Source organism: Falsibacillus albus (assembly GCF_003668575.1).
Taxonomy (GTDB): domain Bacteria; phylum Bacillota; class Bacilli; order Bacillales; family DSM-25281; genus Falsibacillus; species Falsibacillus albus.
Genome location: NZ_RCVZ01000007.1, coordinates 181,692 through 199,205, shown reverse-complemented (window position 1 = coordinate 199,205; position 17,514 = coordinate 181,692). Strand labels below are relative to the sequence as shown.

Below are 17,514 nucleotides of genomic sequence, written 5' to 3'. Positions count from 1 at the left end.
CAATCAACTCTCTAGAAAACAGCCCTTTATAAAAAGCCTGCCTCTCCAAGCAGATCAAGTGTGATCGGCTTTTTGCCCTTTTCCTTTTCGGTTGCGGTTAAAAGCCGCTCCATGTACTTTGCTAACAAATCACATTCGATATTCACCCGCTGGCCGAGTCTTTTTTGATTGATGACAGTTTCCTTCTGGGTGTGTGGGATCAACGAGATCGTAATATCATTCTCCCCTACTGAAAAAACGGTCAAGGATGTGCCATCAATGGCTACAGATCCTTTTTCCATCATATATTTCATCCAATTCGACTCAATTTTTATCGTTATATATATGGCATTTTCAACAGCTCGCTTTTGAATGATCTCACCTGTACAATCCGCATGACCGGAAACAAAGTGGCCGCCTAACCTCCCGTTTGCAGCCAATGCTCTCTCAAGATTCACTTTGGATTGAGTTTGAAGGTCATTCAGCGAAGTATGATAGAAAGTTTCAGGCATTATATCCACTTCAAATTCGTTTGATGTGTATTTTGTAACTGTCAGGCAAACGCCATTCACCGATATGCTGTCTCCTAGCGCTGCATCTTCCAATACTTTATTGGCGGCAATAGCCAATTTCATGGAATGTGCATTTTTTTCGATTTTTTTCACTTCACCAATTTCTTCAATTATTCCAGTAAACATTTATCATCACCTTCTAACATGGCTTAGCTACAATTTTGATATCTTTGCCGATTAATTCCACGCTGGCGAATTCAAGTGGCTTGCTATGCGCCATCAATTCCGGGCTTTCTCCGCCGATAAATGGAATCGCGCCTTTGCCGCCAAGCAGTTTTGGGGCAACATATAAGACGATTTCCTGGAACAAGCCTTCTTCGATAAATGATGTATGAATGGCGCTTCCCCCTTCCACAAAAAGGGATGTGATATTTTGTTCGCCAAGCCAATCAAGTACTTCACTGAGCTGTGACGCTGGCTCCTTCAGCCGTTTGACCATCATACCCATTTCGACCAGCTCCTTTTCCTTTTCAAGGGGAGCGTCCTCTGAACAAATGAAAATGGTTTTTGCAGCGTGGTCATGAAGGATATTTGCATCCAATCTTATTTTCAAGCTTGAGTCTAAAACTATACGAATGGGATTCCTTCCACCATGGGGCAGTCTGGTGGTTAGATGGGGATTGTCTTTTAATGCTGTATTGCTGCCAATCAAAATGGCATCGTGCCTATGGCGGTATTGGTGGACATCCAGCCTTGCTTCTTGAGAAGTAATCCATTTGCTGTCCCCTGTACTAGTGGCCATTTTTCCATCAAGGGTCAATGCCGATTTCAAGGTGACATAAGGCCTATTTGTCTTTATATAGTGAAAGAACATTTTATTCAACTCAAGTGCTTCTTCCTCCAATATTCCTACATCTACATCAACGCCAGCTTCTTCCAGTATCGCGGCACCTCTTCCGGCAACAAGCGGATTCGGATCAAGGACGGCAATATACACTTTCCTGATACCGTGCTCTAAGATAGCATTGACACATGGAGGCGTTTTACCATAGTGTGAGCAAGGCTCCAATGTAACGAATAACTCTGCTCCTCTGGCATTTTCTCCTGCTTGCTGCAACGCATGGATTTCAGCATGTTCAGTGCCTGCCCTGAGATGTGCACCCAACCCGACGATTTCACCATCCTTTGCAATGACACAACCTACCGAAGGGTTCGGGCTTGTCTGGCCTATCGTTTCCTTGGCCATGGCAAGTGCGATTTCCATATATCTTTCTGCTCCAATCATATATTCACCTCCACATAAAAAACCCCGAGCATCAACTCGGGGCGAATTTTTTCATACTTAAATAAACGTTAAAAATAATCAATTTTTAACGGGCTGTTTCCTTCTCCCATCCAGACTTTCACTGTCGGCTTTGGAATTTCACCAAATCCACCGTTATCCATATGAAAAACGGGTCACGGACTAAGAGGCGCAGCCTCATCACCGCCGGTCGGGATTTTCACCCAGCCCCGAAGGAAATCCTATTCGTTTAGTATAGATTATCCTTTGCAGGCAGATGATTTGTCAAGATTTTTGGCCGGTGAAGCAAAAACCAGGAAAAAACTACTCCATCGACCCTACGTTTATTTAATTTTTTTTGTTTGACCATAATCCCGTCAACAAGGCAAAAACCAGCACCCGTTCCTCCTGGTTTACTTTTTCATGGAAAGACAGCATCTGTGTATTCAATGGAAATATTTTTTGAAGGCTTGTCGACATCCATCCTTTTGTCAATTCTGCAATCTTGTGATCATTTAAATAAAAATGATATCGCCCTGTTTCTTTTACAATTTTGATTTTTTCAGTTTGATTGAATCCAAAAACACAAAGATGCCGTTTATTTTCGATGCAATGCATTTCGGTTTTCAGTCTATTTACGATTGTCATGATTTCCAACTTCCTTGGATTCACATGAATTTCAGAAACGTCCTGCCCATCCCTTTTCTTCACCAGATAGGATGCTCTGCACCATGCTTGGAGCGGAGGCGGGAATAACCATGACCACCACTTTGTGTGCTTGTCCATTAGATAATAGTGGCACAATCCATCCTTTCCAAAAAGCTTCAGCTTTAATGTGGGAGATGGTTCAAATAAGATCACGTATTCCGTTTCTTCCATTCCATCCGCACGAGGCTTGCTCAAGCAGCTTTGTACAGATGAATATCGGCGAATGAAATAAATATATTTTCCGACAAAAAAAAGAAGGATCATACTGGCCATACAGATCATTCCGATTTTAAGCAGAAAATGAACCTTCATGGTTTCCAAGTACATGATACCGCCCGAGAGCAAAAAAGCAATTAGGATGATTTGCGAAATATAGACTTTTGTACAGGTATGATAGTGTTGTTTAATATTCATGCGATCCCTCAAATATTGTTCGCTTTTTATCAATATACGATAGGACAGACCCTTTTATGATTTGAAATCGATTTTTTGTCGATGGTGATAATTATAGAATTCAGGGTAAATAGTAAGGAAATAAATATAATTGCTCTTTTCTGCAGGTAAAACACCCTTTTTTTATAGAAATGAGCAGGAAATTGCAAAATAAGAAGGTGGGATCATAGTGGTAACGGACAAAGTCGTCATGATTACAGGAGCTGCAAGTGGAATCGGATTTGAAATCGGAGAAGAATTTGCAAAGAAAGGGGCAAAAGTCTGCATTACTGATATTAATGAGGAAGGAGTTCATAAGGCTGTCGATCAATTAGAGGAGAATGGCCATACCGTGTTTGGGATAAAATGCGATGTCACTAAAGAAGAAGATATTGAACGAGCAATTGAAGAAACGGTTGAACATTACGGCCGTCTCAATGTCCTTATCAATAACGCTGGGATTCAGCATATTGCACCGATAGAAGAGTTTCCTACAGAAAAATTTGAGCTTTTGCTGAAAATCATGCTAACCGCACCTTTCATCGCAACCAAACATGCTTTTCCAGTTATGAAAAAGCAAAAATTCGGGAGGATCCTGAATATGGCTTCGATCAATGGATTAATTGGTTTTGCAGGCAAAGCCGCATACAACAGTGCAAAGCATGGCGTCATTGGTTTGACAAAAGTTTCAGCATTAGAAGGGGCAGAGCATGGCATCACTGTCAATGCCATTTGCCCTGGGTACGTAGATACCCCGCTTGTTAGAAATCAGCTAAATGACATGGCGAAAACACGTAATGTAGAAGTTGAAAAGGTTCTAGAGGAGGTCATCTATCCACTTGTTCCTCAAAAAAGACTGCTGCAAGTAGAGGAAATAGCCAATTATGCATTATTTTTGGCAAGCGACAATGCCAAGAGTGTCACCGGCCAGGCCGTTGTCATTGATGGCGGCTACACAGCCCAATAATCCAGCCCCGCGCCTTGAAGGTGCCAGGCACCTAAGGCGGGGGGCTTGTGGGCTAAGATGGGATTGACTCTGAGTGATTTTGAAACTTTTTGATCCGTTCCAGCTGGAGCTGTGCGTCATTGAACCCTTGATTGTAAAGCTCTTCCAGCTTTAAAGGATTCCGCTCGACTCTGCTTACCTTCAACGGCTCCAAAGGACGGATGATCAAGACATTCCCTTTCTTTTCTTCTTCGGCAAGATGTACCATTATTTCGTTATATTTTTTATACCTTTCCGACATTGCCTTAAATAATCCACTGTACTGAGGATATTTCTTTTTAACAAGGAAAGTGAATCTGGAACGTTTTTTCAAATATCCCATATTTCTTGTCAAAATGACGATGTTCTTCGAATATCCATCCTCTTGCGCTTTTCTCAATGGTACTGGATCACTGATCCCTCCATCGAGGAGCAACCTCCCTTTGAACTGTATCTCATTGGCGACAAAAGGCAGGGAACTTGAAGCACGAATGGCCATGAGTACGTTCCTTTCATAATCCTTTTTATGTAAATACACCGGTTCTCCGCTCATGCAATCTGTAGTCCCGATGACAAATTCAGCTTTATTTTGATGGAACGCTTCATAGTCGAATGGGACCAGCCTATTGGGAATTTCATCAAATATATAATCCATTCCGAAAAGCTCGCGTTTCATCAGGTAGTTTCTCCACGAAATGTATCTTGGATCTTTCACGAATCCAATATTCACTTTTTTGTTACGACCTTTTTGTTTGGATAAGTAGGAGGCTGCATTGCAGGCGCCAGCCGACACCCCGATTACATATGGAAATTCGATATCATTTTCCAGAAAGCATTCCAAAACACCCGCTGTGTAAACGCCTCTCATTCCTCCGCCTTCCAAAACGAGGCCAATATCCATTTGCTTCACCTTTTGGTTCACCCTTTCATTTCTTTTGCAGCCTGATCGATTTTTCTTTTTTTCGCAGCGTCCAGTATATGTATATTATTTTCTCATAAAATCAAATTTTTGATAAATAGTTTGACTTACGAGTACTTCTGCAAAAACAACTATGATGTTCAACAAACCCTTAATTAAAAAACTGCAGACAACGTAAAATCCATCGTGTTGCCTGCAGTCTGAGGTCCCCTGAGTTTGAGGACTATGACTTTTATTGGTTTTTTTCGTAGAGTTTGCTGTTTTTCATCAATGTTGTGCAAGGTCGATGTCCGGAAGAATGCTTGCTTTCCGAAGGCCGGGAAACACCCCTTTTATTTGATGAACCTTATGACAAATGGAATTCGATATTCCTGTCCTTCATAAGCCCTGACCGCCGCAATGATTGTAAAGATGAATGCCATGATCCCCAATACCCAAAGCAGTAGTATGCCAATTAAGATTAATACGAGAATCGAACTGACGATGGAATATATCGCATACGATATTAAAAAATTAAAGTATTCCTTTCCATGATAATCCACAAAAGGGGAATCATCTTTTTTTAGCAGCCAAATGACAAGCGGCCCTATAAACACAGTAAAAAAGCTTAACACATATATCCCTGCTGCCAATAATCGGTCTTCTTTCGGTGCCATTTTCATTTCTCCTTTTACAAATCGCTGTTTTTGTTATTGCCTCTATTCTGATATACGGAACATCCAGCAAAATGTTTCATTTTTTTGTCCATATACATAGTATTTTTTGTTCTTCTCCCAGTCTCTGTGAATAGGTATAGGAATAATGAGATTGTCCAAGAAGGAGTGGAAATATGTCAAATTTCGCTGCATTGATTTTAGGTCTGATTCAGGGGCTAACCGAATTCCTGCCTATTTCCAGCACCGGCCATCTGTATTTGGGCCGCCATCTATTCGGTTTGGATGAAGCAGGTTTATTCCTGGATACGATGCTTCATATCGGCACCCTATTAGCCGTAGTAGTCGTGTATAAAGAAGTATTGAAAAAAATGCTATTTAACCCATTCGGTAAATTGACGTTGATCATGATCGTCGGCACCATTCCTGCAGTGATTATCGGGCTTTTATTCGAAGATTTTTTTGAGAAAATCTCTCAAACAGGTTCGACAATCGGATGGGAGTTCCTAGTGACTGGCCTCATGCTTTGGATGGCTGACGGCGTGAAACATGGTGAAAAATCATTAGAGGATATTTCCTATATGGACGCTCTTATCATCGGCAGCTTTCAAGCCGCCGCTATATTCCCAGCCTTGTCCCGTTCCGGCTTGACGATTGCAGCCGGGCTCTTCAGGAAATTAAATCGCGAAACAGCTGCTTATTTCTCCTTCCTGCTTTCCATTCCTGCAATCGCAGGGGGAATTGTTTTTCAAGGAAAAGAGCTCTTTGCCGGACATGTCGAGTCTGTTACGATGACAAGCCTGCTTGTCGGAACCATTTCAGCATCCCTATTTGGCTATGTTGCCATTGTTGCCATGATCAATTTTTTAAAGAAACGATCGTTAAAAGTGTTTTCCTATTATGTCTGGATCCTCGGCATTTCCATCATCATCTTGCAGAGTCTGGATAAATTTTAAGTTTTTTTGAATTCACTCATGCGTAAAAATCCGGCTCTTTTCTTGAACCTTTTCATATTGGCTTCCGCTGCAGGATGCTCGCTTTCCGAGGGGCGGCGGTGAGCCCTGTGGACATTGAAACGACTTCCCCGAGTTAATACCGCACGAAGAAAATGCTATGCATTTTCGAGGTGTCTCGCACCTTCCGTTCCAACCAACCACAATGATTTATTACACTTAAATGGCTAATTAAGAAACAAAAATTTCAGGAAACAGTCTTATTTTTATTTTTAAATAAATTAAAGAAATAATTCTGTCATTTTGCTAAAATAGGTGATTATAAGTCTATATTTTAATGACTTCACGCAAAACCACAGCAAATACCTATACTAAAATACTCAATCGTAGCCAAGAAAGGATTCTCAATGAATAAGCTGCTTTTAAAAAATGCCTTTATACTTCCCATCACTTCCTCCCCAATCGAAAAGGGTGATATTTATATCGAAAACGGCAAGATAGAACAAATCGGTGCAGACCTGCAGATCCATGAAAACATCCAAACAATCGACTGCAGCGGAAAATATTTATTGCCGGGCTTTATTGATGTACACACGCATTTGGGCCTATATGATGAAGGTACAGGATGGGCCGGGAATGATGCCAATGAAACAGTGGAGCCATTGACGCCACATATCCGCGCCATTGACGGGGTCTATCCATTGGATCCGGGATTTCAGGATGCCATCCGTTATGGCATTACTGCAGTTAATGTGATGCCTGGTAGTGCGAATGTCATTGGAGGGACCACCTCGGTCATCAAGACACACGGGAAAAACATCCAAAAGATGCTTGTCAAGGATCGGGCCGGCTTAAAAATTGCCCTCGGCGAAAACCCAAAGCGCATCCATAGCAATGGAAACAATGACTCGATAACCCGGATGGGCATCATGGGAATGCTTAGAGAAGCTTTTTATAGGGCCAAATACTGCGACAACCCTGAGGATTTAAGAGTCGCTCCCATCGTAAGTGCATTAAAAAAGGAAATTCCTGTGAGGATCCACGCACATCGGGCAGACGATATTTTATCTGCCATCAGATTCGCTCAAGAGTTCAATTTGGATTTTCGTATTGAGCATTGCACCGAAGGTCACCTAATTGCGGATGAATTAATGGATCTGGGGTTGAAAGTGAGCGTAGGTCCAACATTCACTCGAAGATCAAAGGTCGAGTTAAAGAACAAGAGCTGGATTACCTATCAGGAACTAGCCAAAAGAGGTGTAGAGGTATCCATCACCACCGATCACCCCTACACCCCTGTTCAATACTTAAATGTATGTGCTTCTATTGCTGTGCGGGAGGGACTTTCAGAACAAAAAGCACTGGAAGGGATAACGATTCTGCCTGCCAGAAACCTAGGTTTGGGAGATCAGATCGGCAGCATCGAGAAAGGGAAGGACGGAGATGTCGTATTGTGGAGCGGGCATCCATTTCACTTCATGTCAAAGCCCGTCATGACTGTGGTAAATGGGGAAATTGTCTTTCAACAAAACTAGCTGAATTGCTTGTTGAATATTGTAAAATTTTGCTGAAAAACTTCAAGAAAAATTAACAAATTTCCTATTCCCATTTCGCTGATTTTTTTGTATGATACAGAGGAAATAGATTTTAATATGTCATATCTAAAAATTTAATAAAATATGCGATTGAGGGAAGGCAAATGGTGCGCCACCAGCAAAATGCTTCAAGCTGGTCCTAGTGGGTTCGATTCCCACCCCGAAATTTTTTATGAAGTCTATGAAAAATTTCGAGGGTGGGCCTTACCAACCACAGGACTGCTCTCTTCGGGAGGGATTCTCATGCTTAAAAAGCGAGAGATATGCGGACAAGAATGTCACATTTTGTTTGAGTTGATGACGCACCCTGATGTTTTCCCTTTTGTTCGCCATAAAGCATATTCCTATGATGAATTTGTCTTCTTGACAAAGCAAACAATCGAAGCTGAAGACCAAGGAGAATTAATTTCAAGGACGATCCTGGACGAGTGGGGAAATCCCATCGGAACTATCAACCTGTTCGATATCCAGGATGGTGCAGGATTTCTGGGAACATGGATCGGGAAACCGTTCCACGGGAAAGGATACAACAACATTGCTAAGGATGAATTTTTCAAAGAGCTTTTCTTCGAAACTGATATCCAGACCATTTTCATGCGTATCCGTAAAGTCAATGGACGCTCAAGGAAAGCAGCTGAAAAACTGCCATATGTCATCAATGCCAACGAAACGAGAAGATCTGTCTACGAGCAGTTGAATGCTGTTGAAGAAGTCTATGATCTTTATGAAATTCCTAAAGACCTATTCACCCTTTACATCATGCGGCAGCAAGAAGAACAGGAACAGGCGATGGAAGCTTGATGAAAAAAAGACCCTCAAAGGTCTTTTTTTTCTTTTAATGCGAATTTTTCTTCATATAGATTCCTTACAATATATGTTTTGTACAGCTCCAGTTTTCGCCTTTCAATCGGATGTCTTGTTACCCCAACCGATTTCAATTGTTGGATGAACCACCCTTTTGAGTACCGATAAGCCATTTCCATTCCCCTTCCATCGCTTGTTCATACAATATATGAACGCAATGGACGGATATGACAATCACTTTTGGGCAGATCGAATAATTTGCTCATACATATCTTCAACGGAAGGAACATTTAGTCCCCCCATCTTTTCAATTATTTTTTCTTTATGGACCTGGATGGATTTCATGCAGGAAATGAATTTATCCACCGTGAGATCCTCTTCTTCCATCATTTGTGCAAAGCCCTGACGAACAAATGATTGGGCATTTTCAATCTGATCTCCCCTGCTTGCCTTTCGAGACAAAGGAATTAAGAGCATCGGCTTTTTCAAAGCAAGAAATTCAAAAATGGAATTAGAGCCTGCACGTGAAACAACCAAGCTTGTAATTGCCAGTAAATCCGGCAGCTCCTTATTGACAAATTCAAACTGTACATACCCTTTTTGCGTGAATGTACGGTCAATATTGCCTTTTCCGCATAAATGAATGATATTAAATGAGGGCAATAAGGATGGAAGAGCGCTCCTGACGGCATCGTTGATCCGTTTTGCTCCCAGGCTCCCTCCCATCACCAGTAAAACATCCTTATGTTTTTCAAATTGACATAGGCGATATCCTTTATCTGGGTTTCCATTGAATAGTTCTTTCCTGACGATTGCCCCGCAATGGGTCGTCTTGTCGCCGGGCAGCAGCTTGGCTGTCTCTGGAAATGTAGTAAATATGCTTGAGGCAAAAGGGGCTGCGATTTTATTGGCCAATCCTGGAGTCAAATCGGATTCATGGATGATAAGGGGAACCCCTCTTAGCTTGGCTGCAATGGCAACCGGCACCGTAACGAACCCCCCTTTAGAAAAGACGGCCGCAGGCTTATTCTTTTGAAGGATTCGGTATGCCTCCAAAATCCCCTTTGCCACCAGGAAGGGATCTTTAACATTTTTCCAAGAAAAATACCTTCGAAGCTTACCGCTCGATATAGAAAAATACGGTACATTTGAAAATCTCTCTAAAATGATTTCTTTTTCTATTCCTTCCTTCGATCCTATATATGAGGTTTTCCATCCTTTTTGCTGAAAATATGGAATGAGGGCTGTGTTCACACTTACGTGGCCGGCAGATCCTCCCCCGGTAAACATAAAATGCTTGTTTTCTTTTGATATGATCATAATATCCCCTTTACAAACCGTAAGATTTCAAGATAGTTGCAGCCACATTTAGTCCGCTGATGGTCACCATGGGAGACCCTCCTCCTGGGTGTGTCGTACCTCCGACGTAATAAAGCCCATGAATATCAACAGATGCATTATATGGCCTTAAAAAAGCATCTTTACTTTTATGAGAAGAGATTCCATACAATGCCCCGCGATAGGCAGAAAATTTGCCTTGAATGGTGGAAGGAGTAAAAATCATTTCACAATCCAGCGATTTTCGTATGGGCACTCCTGACTTTTCCAGCTTATCATAGATTTTCTTTTTATATGCTTCAATCTCTTCATTGTTTTGCATTTCTTTGGCAGGCGCATTCACCAAAATAAACAAGTTGCTTCCCTTTGTAACAGCAGGATCCGATGTTGCCGAGTGGCTGACATAGATGGTGGGGTCTGAAGGCAATTGCTTCTTTTGAAATATTTCATGAAATTCTTTTTGATAGTTCTCAGCAAAGTATACTTGATGATGCAGCAATGAGGCTGCTCTTTCTTTTAACCCGGCCAGCACAACAAAAGCAGAAATGGAAGGATCGTATTTTTTCAATTTTTCGTTTGGTGCCGACGGACGTTTTCCCTCAGGTATCAAATCCATGGTAGAAGTGATGAAATCACCATTGGAAATAACGATATCTGCAAGTACTTCATCATCATTCTCCAAAATGACTCCTTTCACCTTTTGCTTCTCCACGATTACTTCTTTAATTTTTGTCCCAAAATGGATTTTCCCTCCCAATTTTTTGAACGCTTTCAAGAAGCCAGCAGCGATTTGTGTGTTTCCTCCCAACGTATAATAAACACCATCATTCATTTCCAGATGGCCGATTAAAGCAAAAGTGGCGGGACAGGCATATGGGGAAGATCCAATGTACGTTGCGTACCTATTAAAAACCTTTAGCACATGATCGTGCCGGAAATAACGCGAGTGGAAATGATTCATTGTCTCAAAGGGTCTGACTCTCATAAATGAAGCCGCTAATGATGGGGATAAATAGTCTTTGAAGGATGAAAAAGTCCGATAAAAGAAGGCGTTATTCCCCAATTTAAATAACCTTTCGACTTCCTTTAAATAAAGATGATAATTCCTGGCTCCGAAAGGGTCTATGGTTTGCAGCTGCTCAATCATATATTCGGGATCAACGGATTGATCAAAGACCGTCTCATCGTGAAAAAAATTCCGGGTGTGTGTTTCTAATTTCACGAACTTGAAATATTCATCTGGATTTTCACCTGCTTCTTTAAGGACATTTTGAAAAACTTCCGGCATGGTGATAGTATTCGGCCCGAAATCAAAATGAAACTCTTTCATGCGCACTGGCATCATTTTTCCGCCTGCATGATCATTTTGTTCGAATATCATCACTTCAAATCCTTTGGCAGCAAGGGTTATTCCAGCCGATAATCCTCCAAGTCCAGCGCCGATAATGACAATTCTCTTCACTTATATATCCTTCCTTTCCATTCATACCCTTGCCCTTTTATACTCTTTAGCATGGAAGAAAACATCAATGAAATGAAAACAGGAACTGCAATCGTGATGAGTAAAAAATGGCTTTTTTCCTGCCTAGCGGCCAAATCGATGCATATGGTTTGCAGGCTGACCAATAACAGCGGGACAAGCCACATCCAAGTTCCATAAACCAGTCCTCCAAATGCCAGCGGGAGAGGAAGGAAATAAAATATCCCATAAAACAATGAAATGAAGAGAACCAAGGATGGTGATCTTCCTAATCCAATATAAATATTTTTGAGAAAACCGTTCCAAACTTCCCGATTGGAATGGTACATGTGACAGGTCACTGATTCAGTGATGTTTGCAATTGTGACCTTGAACCCCCGTTTTTTCATTGCTCTGGCAATATGGACATCATCCAATAGCGAATTTTTTACAGAAGCGTGTCCTGCGATGGCGTCGTATGCACCTCTCTCAAAAAAGAGGAATCCCCCATGTGCAGCCGTGAAAGACGGCTTGCATGTATAATTGGAAATAACGTTCGGTAAATGAAAAAACACAAAAAAATGCTGCATCGGCACCAATAGCTTGGCTAAAAAAGGACTAACAGGAAAACGAGCAAATCCAGTCAATAAATTCGAATCAAATTTCTTGAGCAAAAAGATGGATTTCTGTACGATATCAGCCTCGACCCTGACATCGGCATCAAGGAATAAAAGGTACCTTCCAGCTGCTTGCTTTGACAGCTGTTGACATGCATGAACCTTTCCTATCCATCCCCTTTCCAGATGCTTTCCTTTCATAACGGTGAATCTCGCATCTTCTTCAATTGACTTATGCAATAGTGAATGGGTTTCATCTGATGACTGATCATCCATCAATATGATTTCAATTTGTTTATATGATATTTTTTTTAGAGATTCAATCAGACCGGCTACATTACGTTCTTCGTTTCTTAATGGCACTAGCACTGAAACAAGTTCCTGACTTTCATCCATCCTGTTCAGCTTCGGCATCGTCACGATATTTAACAGCGTGATGAAGAGAAATCCAGTTAATATTCCAATGTACCAGATCATCATAATGACCTGCCTTTCAACCATTCCATTTTTTCGCTGATGGTCGTCCTTCCAGTCAAAAGGCACGAAAAATGCACCAACTTTTCATCGATGACATCAGCTTTCAAAACATCCAACTCCTTAGTCAGCTCTTTCTGTATATCCTCTCTCTCCATTTGCCTTTCCCCGCTCCGTTCTGATCCAATCCTTATGAATAATTCCGGCCTCTGATCATGGCGGTAAGTATAATATAGGGCAACGGGGATAATATCAATATTCTTTACACGTTTAACGATGTAGGGGGTTCCATTTTTAATAGAAAGCGGCCTTTTTTCCAAATGCTCTTCCTCCCCCTGTGGAAAGATCCACACGCTTCTTCCGGCTTCTAAAAGCGCCATAGCAAACTTCAGTGATTTATGGATGGCTTTTGGTGATTTCGAGTTTACTGAAAACGCTCCGATTTTTCGAAAGAATGGAAAACGCTCCATTCCCTCCTGACTCATCATTGCATAGCTATCTTCTTTAATAACGACCTGATTCAAATAAAACACAATCAATCCATCCCACCAGGATGAATGATTGGCAAGATACATCTTCCCCTTCAGCGAAGATGGTTTTTTTCGAAGATCGATAAGCCAAATCCGATAAAAATGCTTTTTCAGCTGAAAATGGACAAATTTTTTCAATAACCATTCAAACCGGGAATTTTTCCTTGGTGTAATCAAACCGATCCGACCTCCCTATGATGAGCCGTAAAAGGATCAATCCCGCCGCCCCAACTATCGCAGCTGCATAAAGCTGCGCAATGACTGCGGTCAGGATGAACATCAGTAAGACCATCGCATACACCCTTTTCAAACGATTTTCCCATACAAGCTTAAGTGCTCCATCGGGCATGGAGCTGCTTTCTGCGTAAGAGATACCAGTTTGGATAATGAAAGAAACAAAGAACCAACCTAAAAAATTTTGCACAGGAATTCCATAATAAAGCCCGGATTCCTTCCAAATCCAATACTGTTTCACGTTAAAGGCCACGGGATCAATGACCATGTCTATCAAAACTGCCGATATCGATGATGCTGCCATATAAAGAAGCCGATATGTGAAGGATTTTTTATCAAGCAGCCAACCAAACATCGATAAGCCTGAAAAGATGATAAAAATCCAGGCGAAACCAATGGTTGCGGGCACCCCCATAATGCGGACCCCAAAATCCTGTTCATATGAATAGTGGCCGAATGGGAATCCGGTGTGGACGCCAAGTGATTCGGCAAACATTGATGCGGCAAAAATGAATAAAGATAAAAATAGCCCCATTTTTTTTCCGAATTTTTCAATGGCAAAGAATATACTGATGAGCCCTGCCAAAATCAAAAAGACCGAATTCGCCCATTCGAGCGTTGGCGGCAATAGATCCAATGCAACTAAAATGACACCTGCCCCATACCATAAAACAAAAAATCGATAAATCCATTCACGACTTTTCACTTCAAAATCACCCATTTTATCATGATATGTACAAAATTATAGAAAACTTATGCCACTATTGAAATTTTTAATGTGCTGTTTTTCCGAAGCCACGCACTCTATTCTATGATATAATTCATTCGTTAATCGAAATTTCTAAGAAATAGAGGGTACATCACATGGAGCAGACTTTCAGCACCAGACAAAAAATGAAACAGTTCTTTTTTATTCTATATCCGATCTTGATTACTCAATTGGCCATGTTTTCAATGAATTTCTTTGATACGATGATGTCCGGAAAGTACTCTTCAAAGGACCTGGCCGGAGTAGCGATTGGTTCATCCCTATGGGTCCCTGTTTTCACGGGATTAAGTGGAATCCTTCTTTCCATCACCCCTATTGTCGCCCATTTAATAGGGGAAAAAAATAAAAAGAAAGTCCCTGTTTCAGTCGTTCAGGGAATCTATGTAGCAGCCGCAATGGCGATCCTCGTCATTGCCATCGGCAGCATGGTCATCAAACCCATCCTTTCTCACATGGGCCTTGAAAAGCATGTCCGTTCCATCGCATTTCATTATCTGCTTGCATTATCGCTAGGGATGATCCCATTATTCATATATAACGTGCTGAGGTCATACATTGATGCCCTTGGTATGACAAGAGTGTCCATGTATATCACTCTTCTTTCTCTGCCCATCAATGTTGTCTTTAATTATTTGCTTATATTTGGAAAGTTCGGGATTCCGGCATTCGGAGGTGCAGGAGCAGGTTATGCATCAGCCATTACTTATTGGCTCATCATGGTGATTGCCGCCGTGATCATCCATTTTAGGAAACCATTTGCGGAGTATGGAATTTTCGCACGGGTCATTCCAGTCTCATTAAAAAAATGGAAGGAAATCTTTAAGATTGGAATTCCAATCGGACTCTCGATATTTTTTGAAACGAGCATTTTTTCTGCTGTAACCTTGCTGATGAGCGATTTTAGTACCACAGTCATCGCCGCGCATCAAGCAGCACTGAATTTTGCTTCATTTCTCTATATGATTCCTTTGAGCATTTCAATGGGCTTGACCATAGTTGTCGGTCTTGAAGCTGGAGCAAAACGATATGATGATGCGAAAGTTTATAGCTGGCTTGGTGTTGGGACAGCCATTTTTTTGGCTATTTTATGTGGTGTGGTTTTATTTGTATGCAGGCATTCCATTGGTTCAATTTACAGCAATGATCCCAAGGTTATATCTTTGATTGGAAATTTTTTGATGTATGCTGTTTTCTTTCAGCTTTCCGACGCAATCCAAGCACCTGTACAAGGCTCTTTAAGAGGGTACAAGGATGTGAACATCACGTTTGTCATGGCGCTAGTATCCTATTGGGTGATTGGTTTGCCAAGCGGATGGCTGCTGGCGAACCATACAGGATTAGGCCCCTACGGCTATTGGCTTGGCTTGATCATCGGACTGGCTGCGGGTGCGGTCACACTTTCCTTCAGGCTCATAATTATGCAAAATCGGCTTCAGACAATCAAGCAAATACCATAACAGACTATCCTTATCAATTCGTCATTTACTTCAAAATAACCTTTTATTTTAAAAGGCTCTATTCGTAAAGTTTGTTGCTATTCATCTATGGTTGGAAAAAGTTGATTTCCACGGCAGGATGCTCGCTTTCCGAGGGGCCTCACACAAAGCGAGGTCGTTCGATGTTGGCAGACGGATGCGCCGAACTTAATCCAACATCTGGCCAACCTCTCCTCGACTTCGCCTGCGAAGTCTTTCCTGACCCGCCCCTCCGGAGCCTCACACCTGCCACTCCAATCAAAATAAAATGATGGATCATTTACAACAAATTCTTTAAAAGCAACAATCTTTGCTAAATCAGCCTAAAAAAACGCCTCAATGGGCGTTTTTTTTAACCAGTCATAATATCTTCATCCGGAAATTTGTATTTAGCTTTATTCGGTTTTGCCAATAAATAGGCCAATGTCAAAGGACCGAGTTTACCGGCGAACATTACGGATATAATGACAAGCTTCCCGATCAAAGACAAAGTTGATGTGAGTCCGATTGAGAGGCCGACGGTGCCGAATGCAGAAACGACTTCAAATAATACAGATATAAATGGTGCCTTTTCAGTGATGTTCAGGATAAAAACAGCTACGACAACAACGGCTATACTTGTCATGGTGATCGCTAGAACCTTTGTAACAAGCCTCGCTTTTATCGTCCTTCGAAAAATATGTATATCTTCTTTTCCTCTTAAAAATGACAGTACCGACAAACAAATGACCAAAAATGTAGTCAATTTGATACCGCCCCCGGTTGAAGCACTTCCCGCCCCGATGAACATCAAGATTAAGAATAGAAAGATCGTTGACTCATTCAGGCTGGAGATATCAAGTGTATTGAAACCAGCTGTCCTTGGTGTGACTGCTTGGAAGTAGGATGTCCAAAGTTTTTCTCCCATACCAAGTGGACCAAGTGTTTTTGGGTTCGAATATTCCAATAGGAAAATGGCGGCCATGGATAAGATATTAATCACAAATGTTGACGTGATCATAAGTTTGGAGTGAAGCGTCAATTTTGACCAGCTTTTCTTTTTAAAAATATCCACGAGGACAGTGAATCCAATTCCTCCGATAATAAAGAGGCCGGTAATGACAATATTGATGATCGGATCATTTGCATACCTTATCAAACTGTCCGGCCATAATGCAAATCCTGCATTATTGAAAGCGGAAATGGCATGGAAGAAACTATCGAACATCCCTTGCTTCCAACCATATTCAGGCACCCATTTGAATGCCAAAAAAAACATTGCTGCAAGCTCAATGGAAATGGAGAAAATAAACAGGTTTCTTACGAGACTGATTACGCCTCCCAAATTCACCTGATTCAAGGCTTGTTGGATGATGATCCGTTCTTTGATCCCTATTTTCCTGCCGAGCATGATAAATATTAAGACCGCAAAGGACATTATCCCTAATCCGCCCAATTGAATCAATAAGGCAATGATGATTTGGCCAAAGTGGGTGAAATGCGATCCTGTATCGACCGTTGCCAAGCCTGTTACGGTCATAGCTGACGTTGCAGTAAAAAAGGCATCGACCCAAGGAAGGGGACCGTTAGTGGCGAAAGGCAATTTTAAAAGACAGCCTCCCAGTATGATAAAAATGCCGAAAATAGTAAATAAGAGCTGTGATGGGGTCATTCGAATGAATTTGTTATAGTTCATTTTGCAATACCTAACTTTCTCCATTAAAATAATGCGGCTGCCATAAATAAAAGTGCCAGGCACCGCCTAGAATATGAAGCATGAAAATGTTCTCATTCTTCATATATAGGATGAGCCAGGC

The 17,514-nt window shown here is 41.5% G+C and carries 17 protein-coding genes and 1 riboswitch; of the genes, 5 read left to right on the top strand and 12 right to left on the bottom strand.

The window, feature by feature from the left end; translation table 11 throughout:
- Positions 1–26 precede the first annotated feature (26 nt).
- The 3 genes from ribE to D9X91_RS12110 form a co-directional block, all read right to left on the bottom strand.
- Positions 27–677, bottom strand: coding sequence for a riboflavin synthase (gene ribE / locus D9X91_RS12120; protein WP_121680884.1), 651 nt, complete (start codon positions 675–677; stop codon positions 27–29).
- A 13-nt stretch (positions 678–690) separates the two neighbouring features.
- Positions 691–1,776: a bifunctional diaminohydroxyphosphoribosylaminopyrimidine deaminase/5-amino-6-(5-phosphoribosylamino)uracil reductase RibD gene (ribD, locus tag D9X91_RS12115; RefSeq protein ID WP_199738103.1), complete on the bottom strand. Its 1,086-nt coding sequence runs from the start codon at positions 1,774–1,776 to the stop codon at positions 691–693.
- 94 nt (positions 1,777–1,870) lie between these two features.
- Positions 1,871–2,015, bottom strand: a riboswitch (FMN riboswitch).
- A 106-nt stretch (positions 2,016–2,121) separates the two neighbouring features.
- Positions 2,122–2,895 (bottom strand): hypothetical protein, encoded by a 774-nt coding sequence (locus tag D9X91_RS12110; protein WP_121680883.1) that lies wholly within the window; start codon positions 2,893–2,895, stop codon positions 2,122–2,124.
- A 208-nt stretch (positions 2,896–3,103) separates the two neighbouring features.
- Here D9X91_RS12110 and D9X91_RS12105 point away from each other — a divergent pair, with 208 nt between their 5' ends.
- Entirely contained in the window at positions 3,104–3,880 is a 777-nt protein-coding gene (locus D9X91_RS12105; protein ID WP_121680882.1) for a 3-hydroxybutyrate dehydrogenase, read from the top strand.
- A gap of 52 nt (positions 3,881–3,932) precedes the next feature.
- On the opposite strand, the gene D9X91_RS12100 is transcribed toward D9X91_RS12105, so the two are convergent.
- Positions 3,933–4,799: a patatin-like phospholipase family protein gene (locus tag D9X91_RS12100; protein WP_121680907.1), complete on the bottom strand. Its 867-nt coding sequence runs from the start codon at positions 4,797–4,799 to the stop codon at positions 3,933–3,935.
- Between the two features lie 350 nt (positions 4,800–5,149).
- The gene (locus D9X91_RS12095; RefSeq protein WP_121680881.1) at positions 5,150–5,473 is read right to left on the bottom strand and encodes a DUF4870 domain-containing protein; all 324 of its coding nucleotides are present in this window, start codon (positions 5,471–5,473) and stop codon (positions 5,150–5,152) included.
- 173 nt (positions 5,474–5,646) lie between these two features.
- On the opposite strand from D9X91_RS12095, the gene D9X91_RS12090 reads away from it, so the two are divergent.
- The 3 genes from D9X91_RS12090 to D9X91_RS12080 all read left to right on the top strand — a co-directional run bounded on the left by D9X91_RS12090 (position 5,647) and on the right by D9X91_RS12080 (position 8,819).
- A complete protein-coding gene (locus tag D9X91_RS12090; RefSeq protein ID WP_121680880.1) occupies positions 5,647–6,426 on the top strand; it encodes an undecaprenyl-diphosphate phosphatase in 780 nt (259 codons plus the stop codon).
- Between the two features lie 404 nt (positions 6,427–6,830).
- Positions 6,831–7,958 (top strand): amidohydrolase, encoded by a 1,128-nt coding sequence (locus D9X91_RS12085; protein WP_121680879.1) that lies wholly within the window; start codon positions 6,831–6,833, stop codon positions 7,956–7,958.
- A gap of 303 nt (positions 7,959–8,261) precedes the next feature.
- Positions 8,262–8,819: a GNAT family N-acetyltransferase gene (locus D9X91_RS12080; RefSeq protein ID WP_121680878.1), complete on the top strand. Its 558-nt coding sequence runs from the start codon at positions 8,262–8,264 to the stop codon at positions 8,817–8,819.
- A 14-nt stretch (positions 8,820–8,833) separates the two neighbouring features.
- On the opposite strand, the gene D9X91_RS12075 is transcribed toward D9X91_RS12080, so the two are convergent.
- The 6 genes from D9X91_RS12075 to D9X91_RS12050 form a co-directional block, all read right to left on the bottom strand.
- Complete coding sequence (locus tag D9X91_RS12075) at positions 8,834–8,995, bottom strand: YflJ family protein (protein ID WP_121680877.1); 162 nt, start codon at positions 8,993–8,995, stop codon at positions 8,834–8,836.
- Positions 8,996–9,056: 61 nt separating this feature from the next.
- Positions 9,057–10,142 (bottom strand): undecaprenyldiphospho-muramoylpentapeptide beta-N-acetylglucosaminyltransferase, encoded by a 1,086-nt coding sequence (locus tag D9X91_RS12070; protein WP_121680876.1) that lies wholly within the window; start codon positions 10,140–10,142, stop codon positions 9,057–9,059.
- A gap of 10 nt (positions 10,143–10,152) precedes the next feature.
- A complete protein-coding gene (locus D9X91_RS12065) occupies positions 10,153–11,622 on the bottom strand; it encodes a phytoene desaturase family protein (protein WP_121680875.1) in 1,470 nt (489 codons plus the stop codon).
- Positions 11,619–12,779 carry a glycosyltransferase gene (locus tag D9X91_RS12060; RefSeq protein WP_233569778.1) on the bottom strand — a complete coding sequence of 387 codons (1,161 nt, stop codon included), beginning with the start codon at positions 12,777–12,779 and terminating at the stop codon, positions 11,619–11,621. Before D9X91_RS12060 ends, D9X91_RS12065 begins: the two co-directional genes overlap by 4 nt.
- Positions 12,713–13,417: a lysophospholipid acyltransferase family protein gene (locus tag D9X91_RS12055; RefSeq protein WP_121680874.1), complete on the bottom strand. Its 705-nt coding sequence runs from the start codon at positions 13,415–13,417 to the stop codon at positions 12,713–12,715. The genes D9X91_RS12060 and D9X91_RS12055 overlap by 67 nt, the downstream gene beginning before the upstream one ends.
- Positions 13,386–14,180: a carotenoid biosynthesis protein gene (locus tag D9X91_RS12050; RefSeq protein WP_158598300.1), complete on the bottom strand. Its 795-nt coding sequence runs from the start codon at positions 14,178–14,180 to the stop codon at positions 13,386–13,388. The genes D9X91_RS12055 and D9X91_RS12050 overlap by 32 nt, the downstream gene beginning before the upstream one ends.
- Before the next feature lie 158 nt (positions 14,181–14,338).
- On the opposite strand from D9X91_RS12050, the gene D9X91_RS12045 reads away from it, so the two are divergent.
- Positions 14,339–15,700, top strand: a complete 1,362-nt coding sequence (locus D9X91_RS12045) for an MATE family efflux transporter (protein ID WP_121680872.1) — start codon at positions 14,339–14,341, stop codon at positions 15,698–15,700.
- A gap of 370 nt (positions 15,701–16,070) precedes the next feature.
- Here the strand turns inward: D9X91_RS12045 and D9X91_RS12040 are convergent, their stop codons facing one another.
- Positions 16,071–17,393, bottom strand: coding sequence for a TrkH family potassium uptake protein (locus tag D9X91_RS12040; RefSeq protein WP_121680871.1), 1,323 nt, complete (start codon positions 17,391–17,393; stop codon positions 16,071–16,073).
- Positions 17,394–17,514 lie beyond the last annotated feature (121 nt).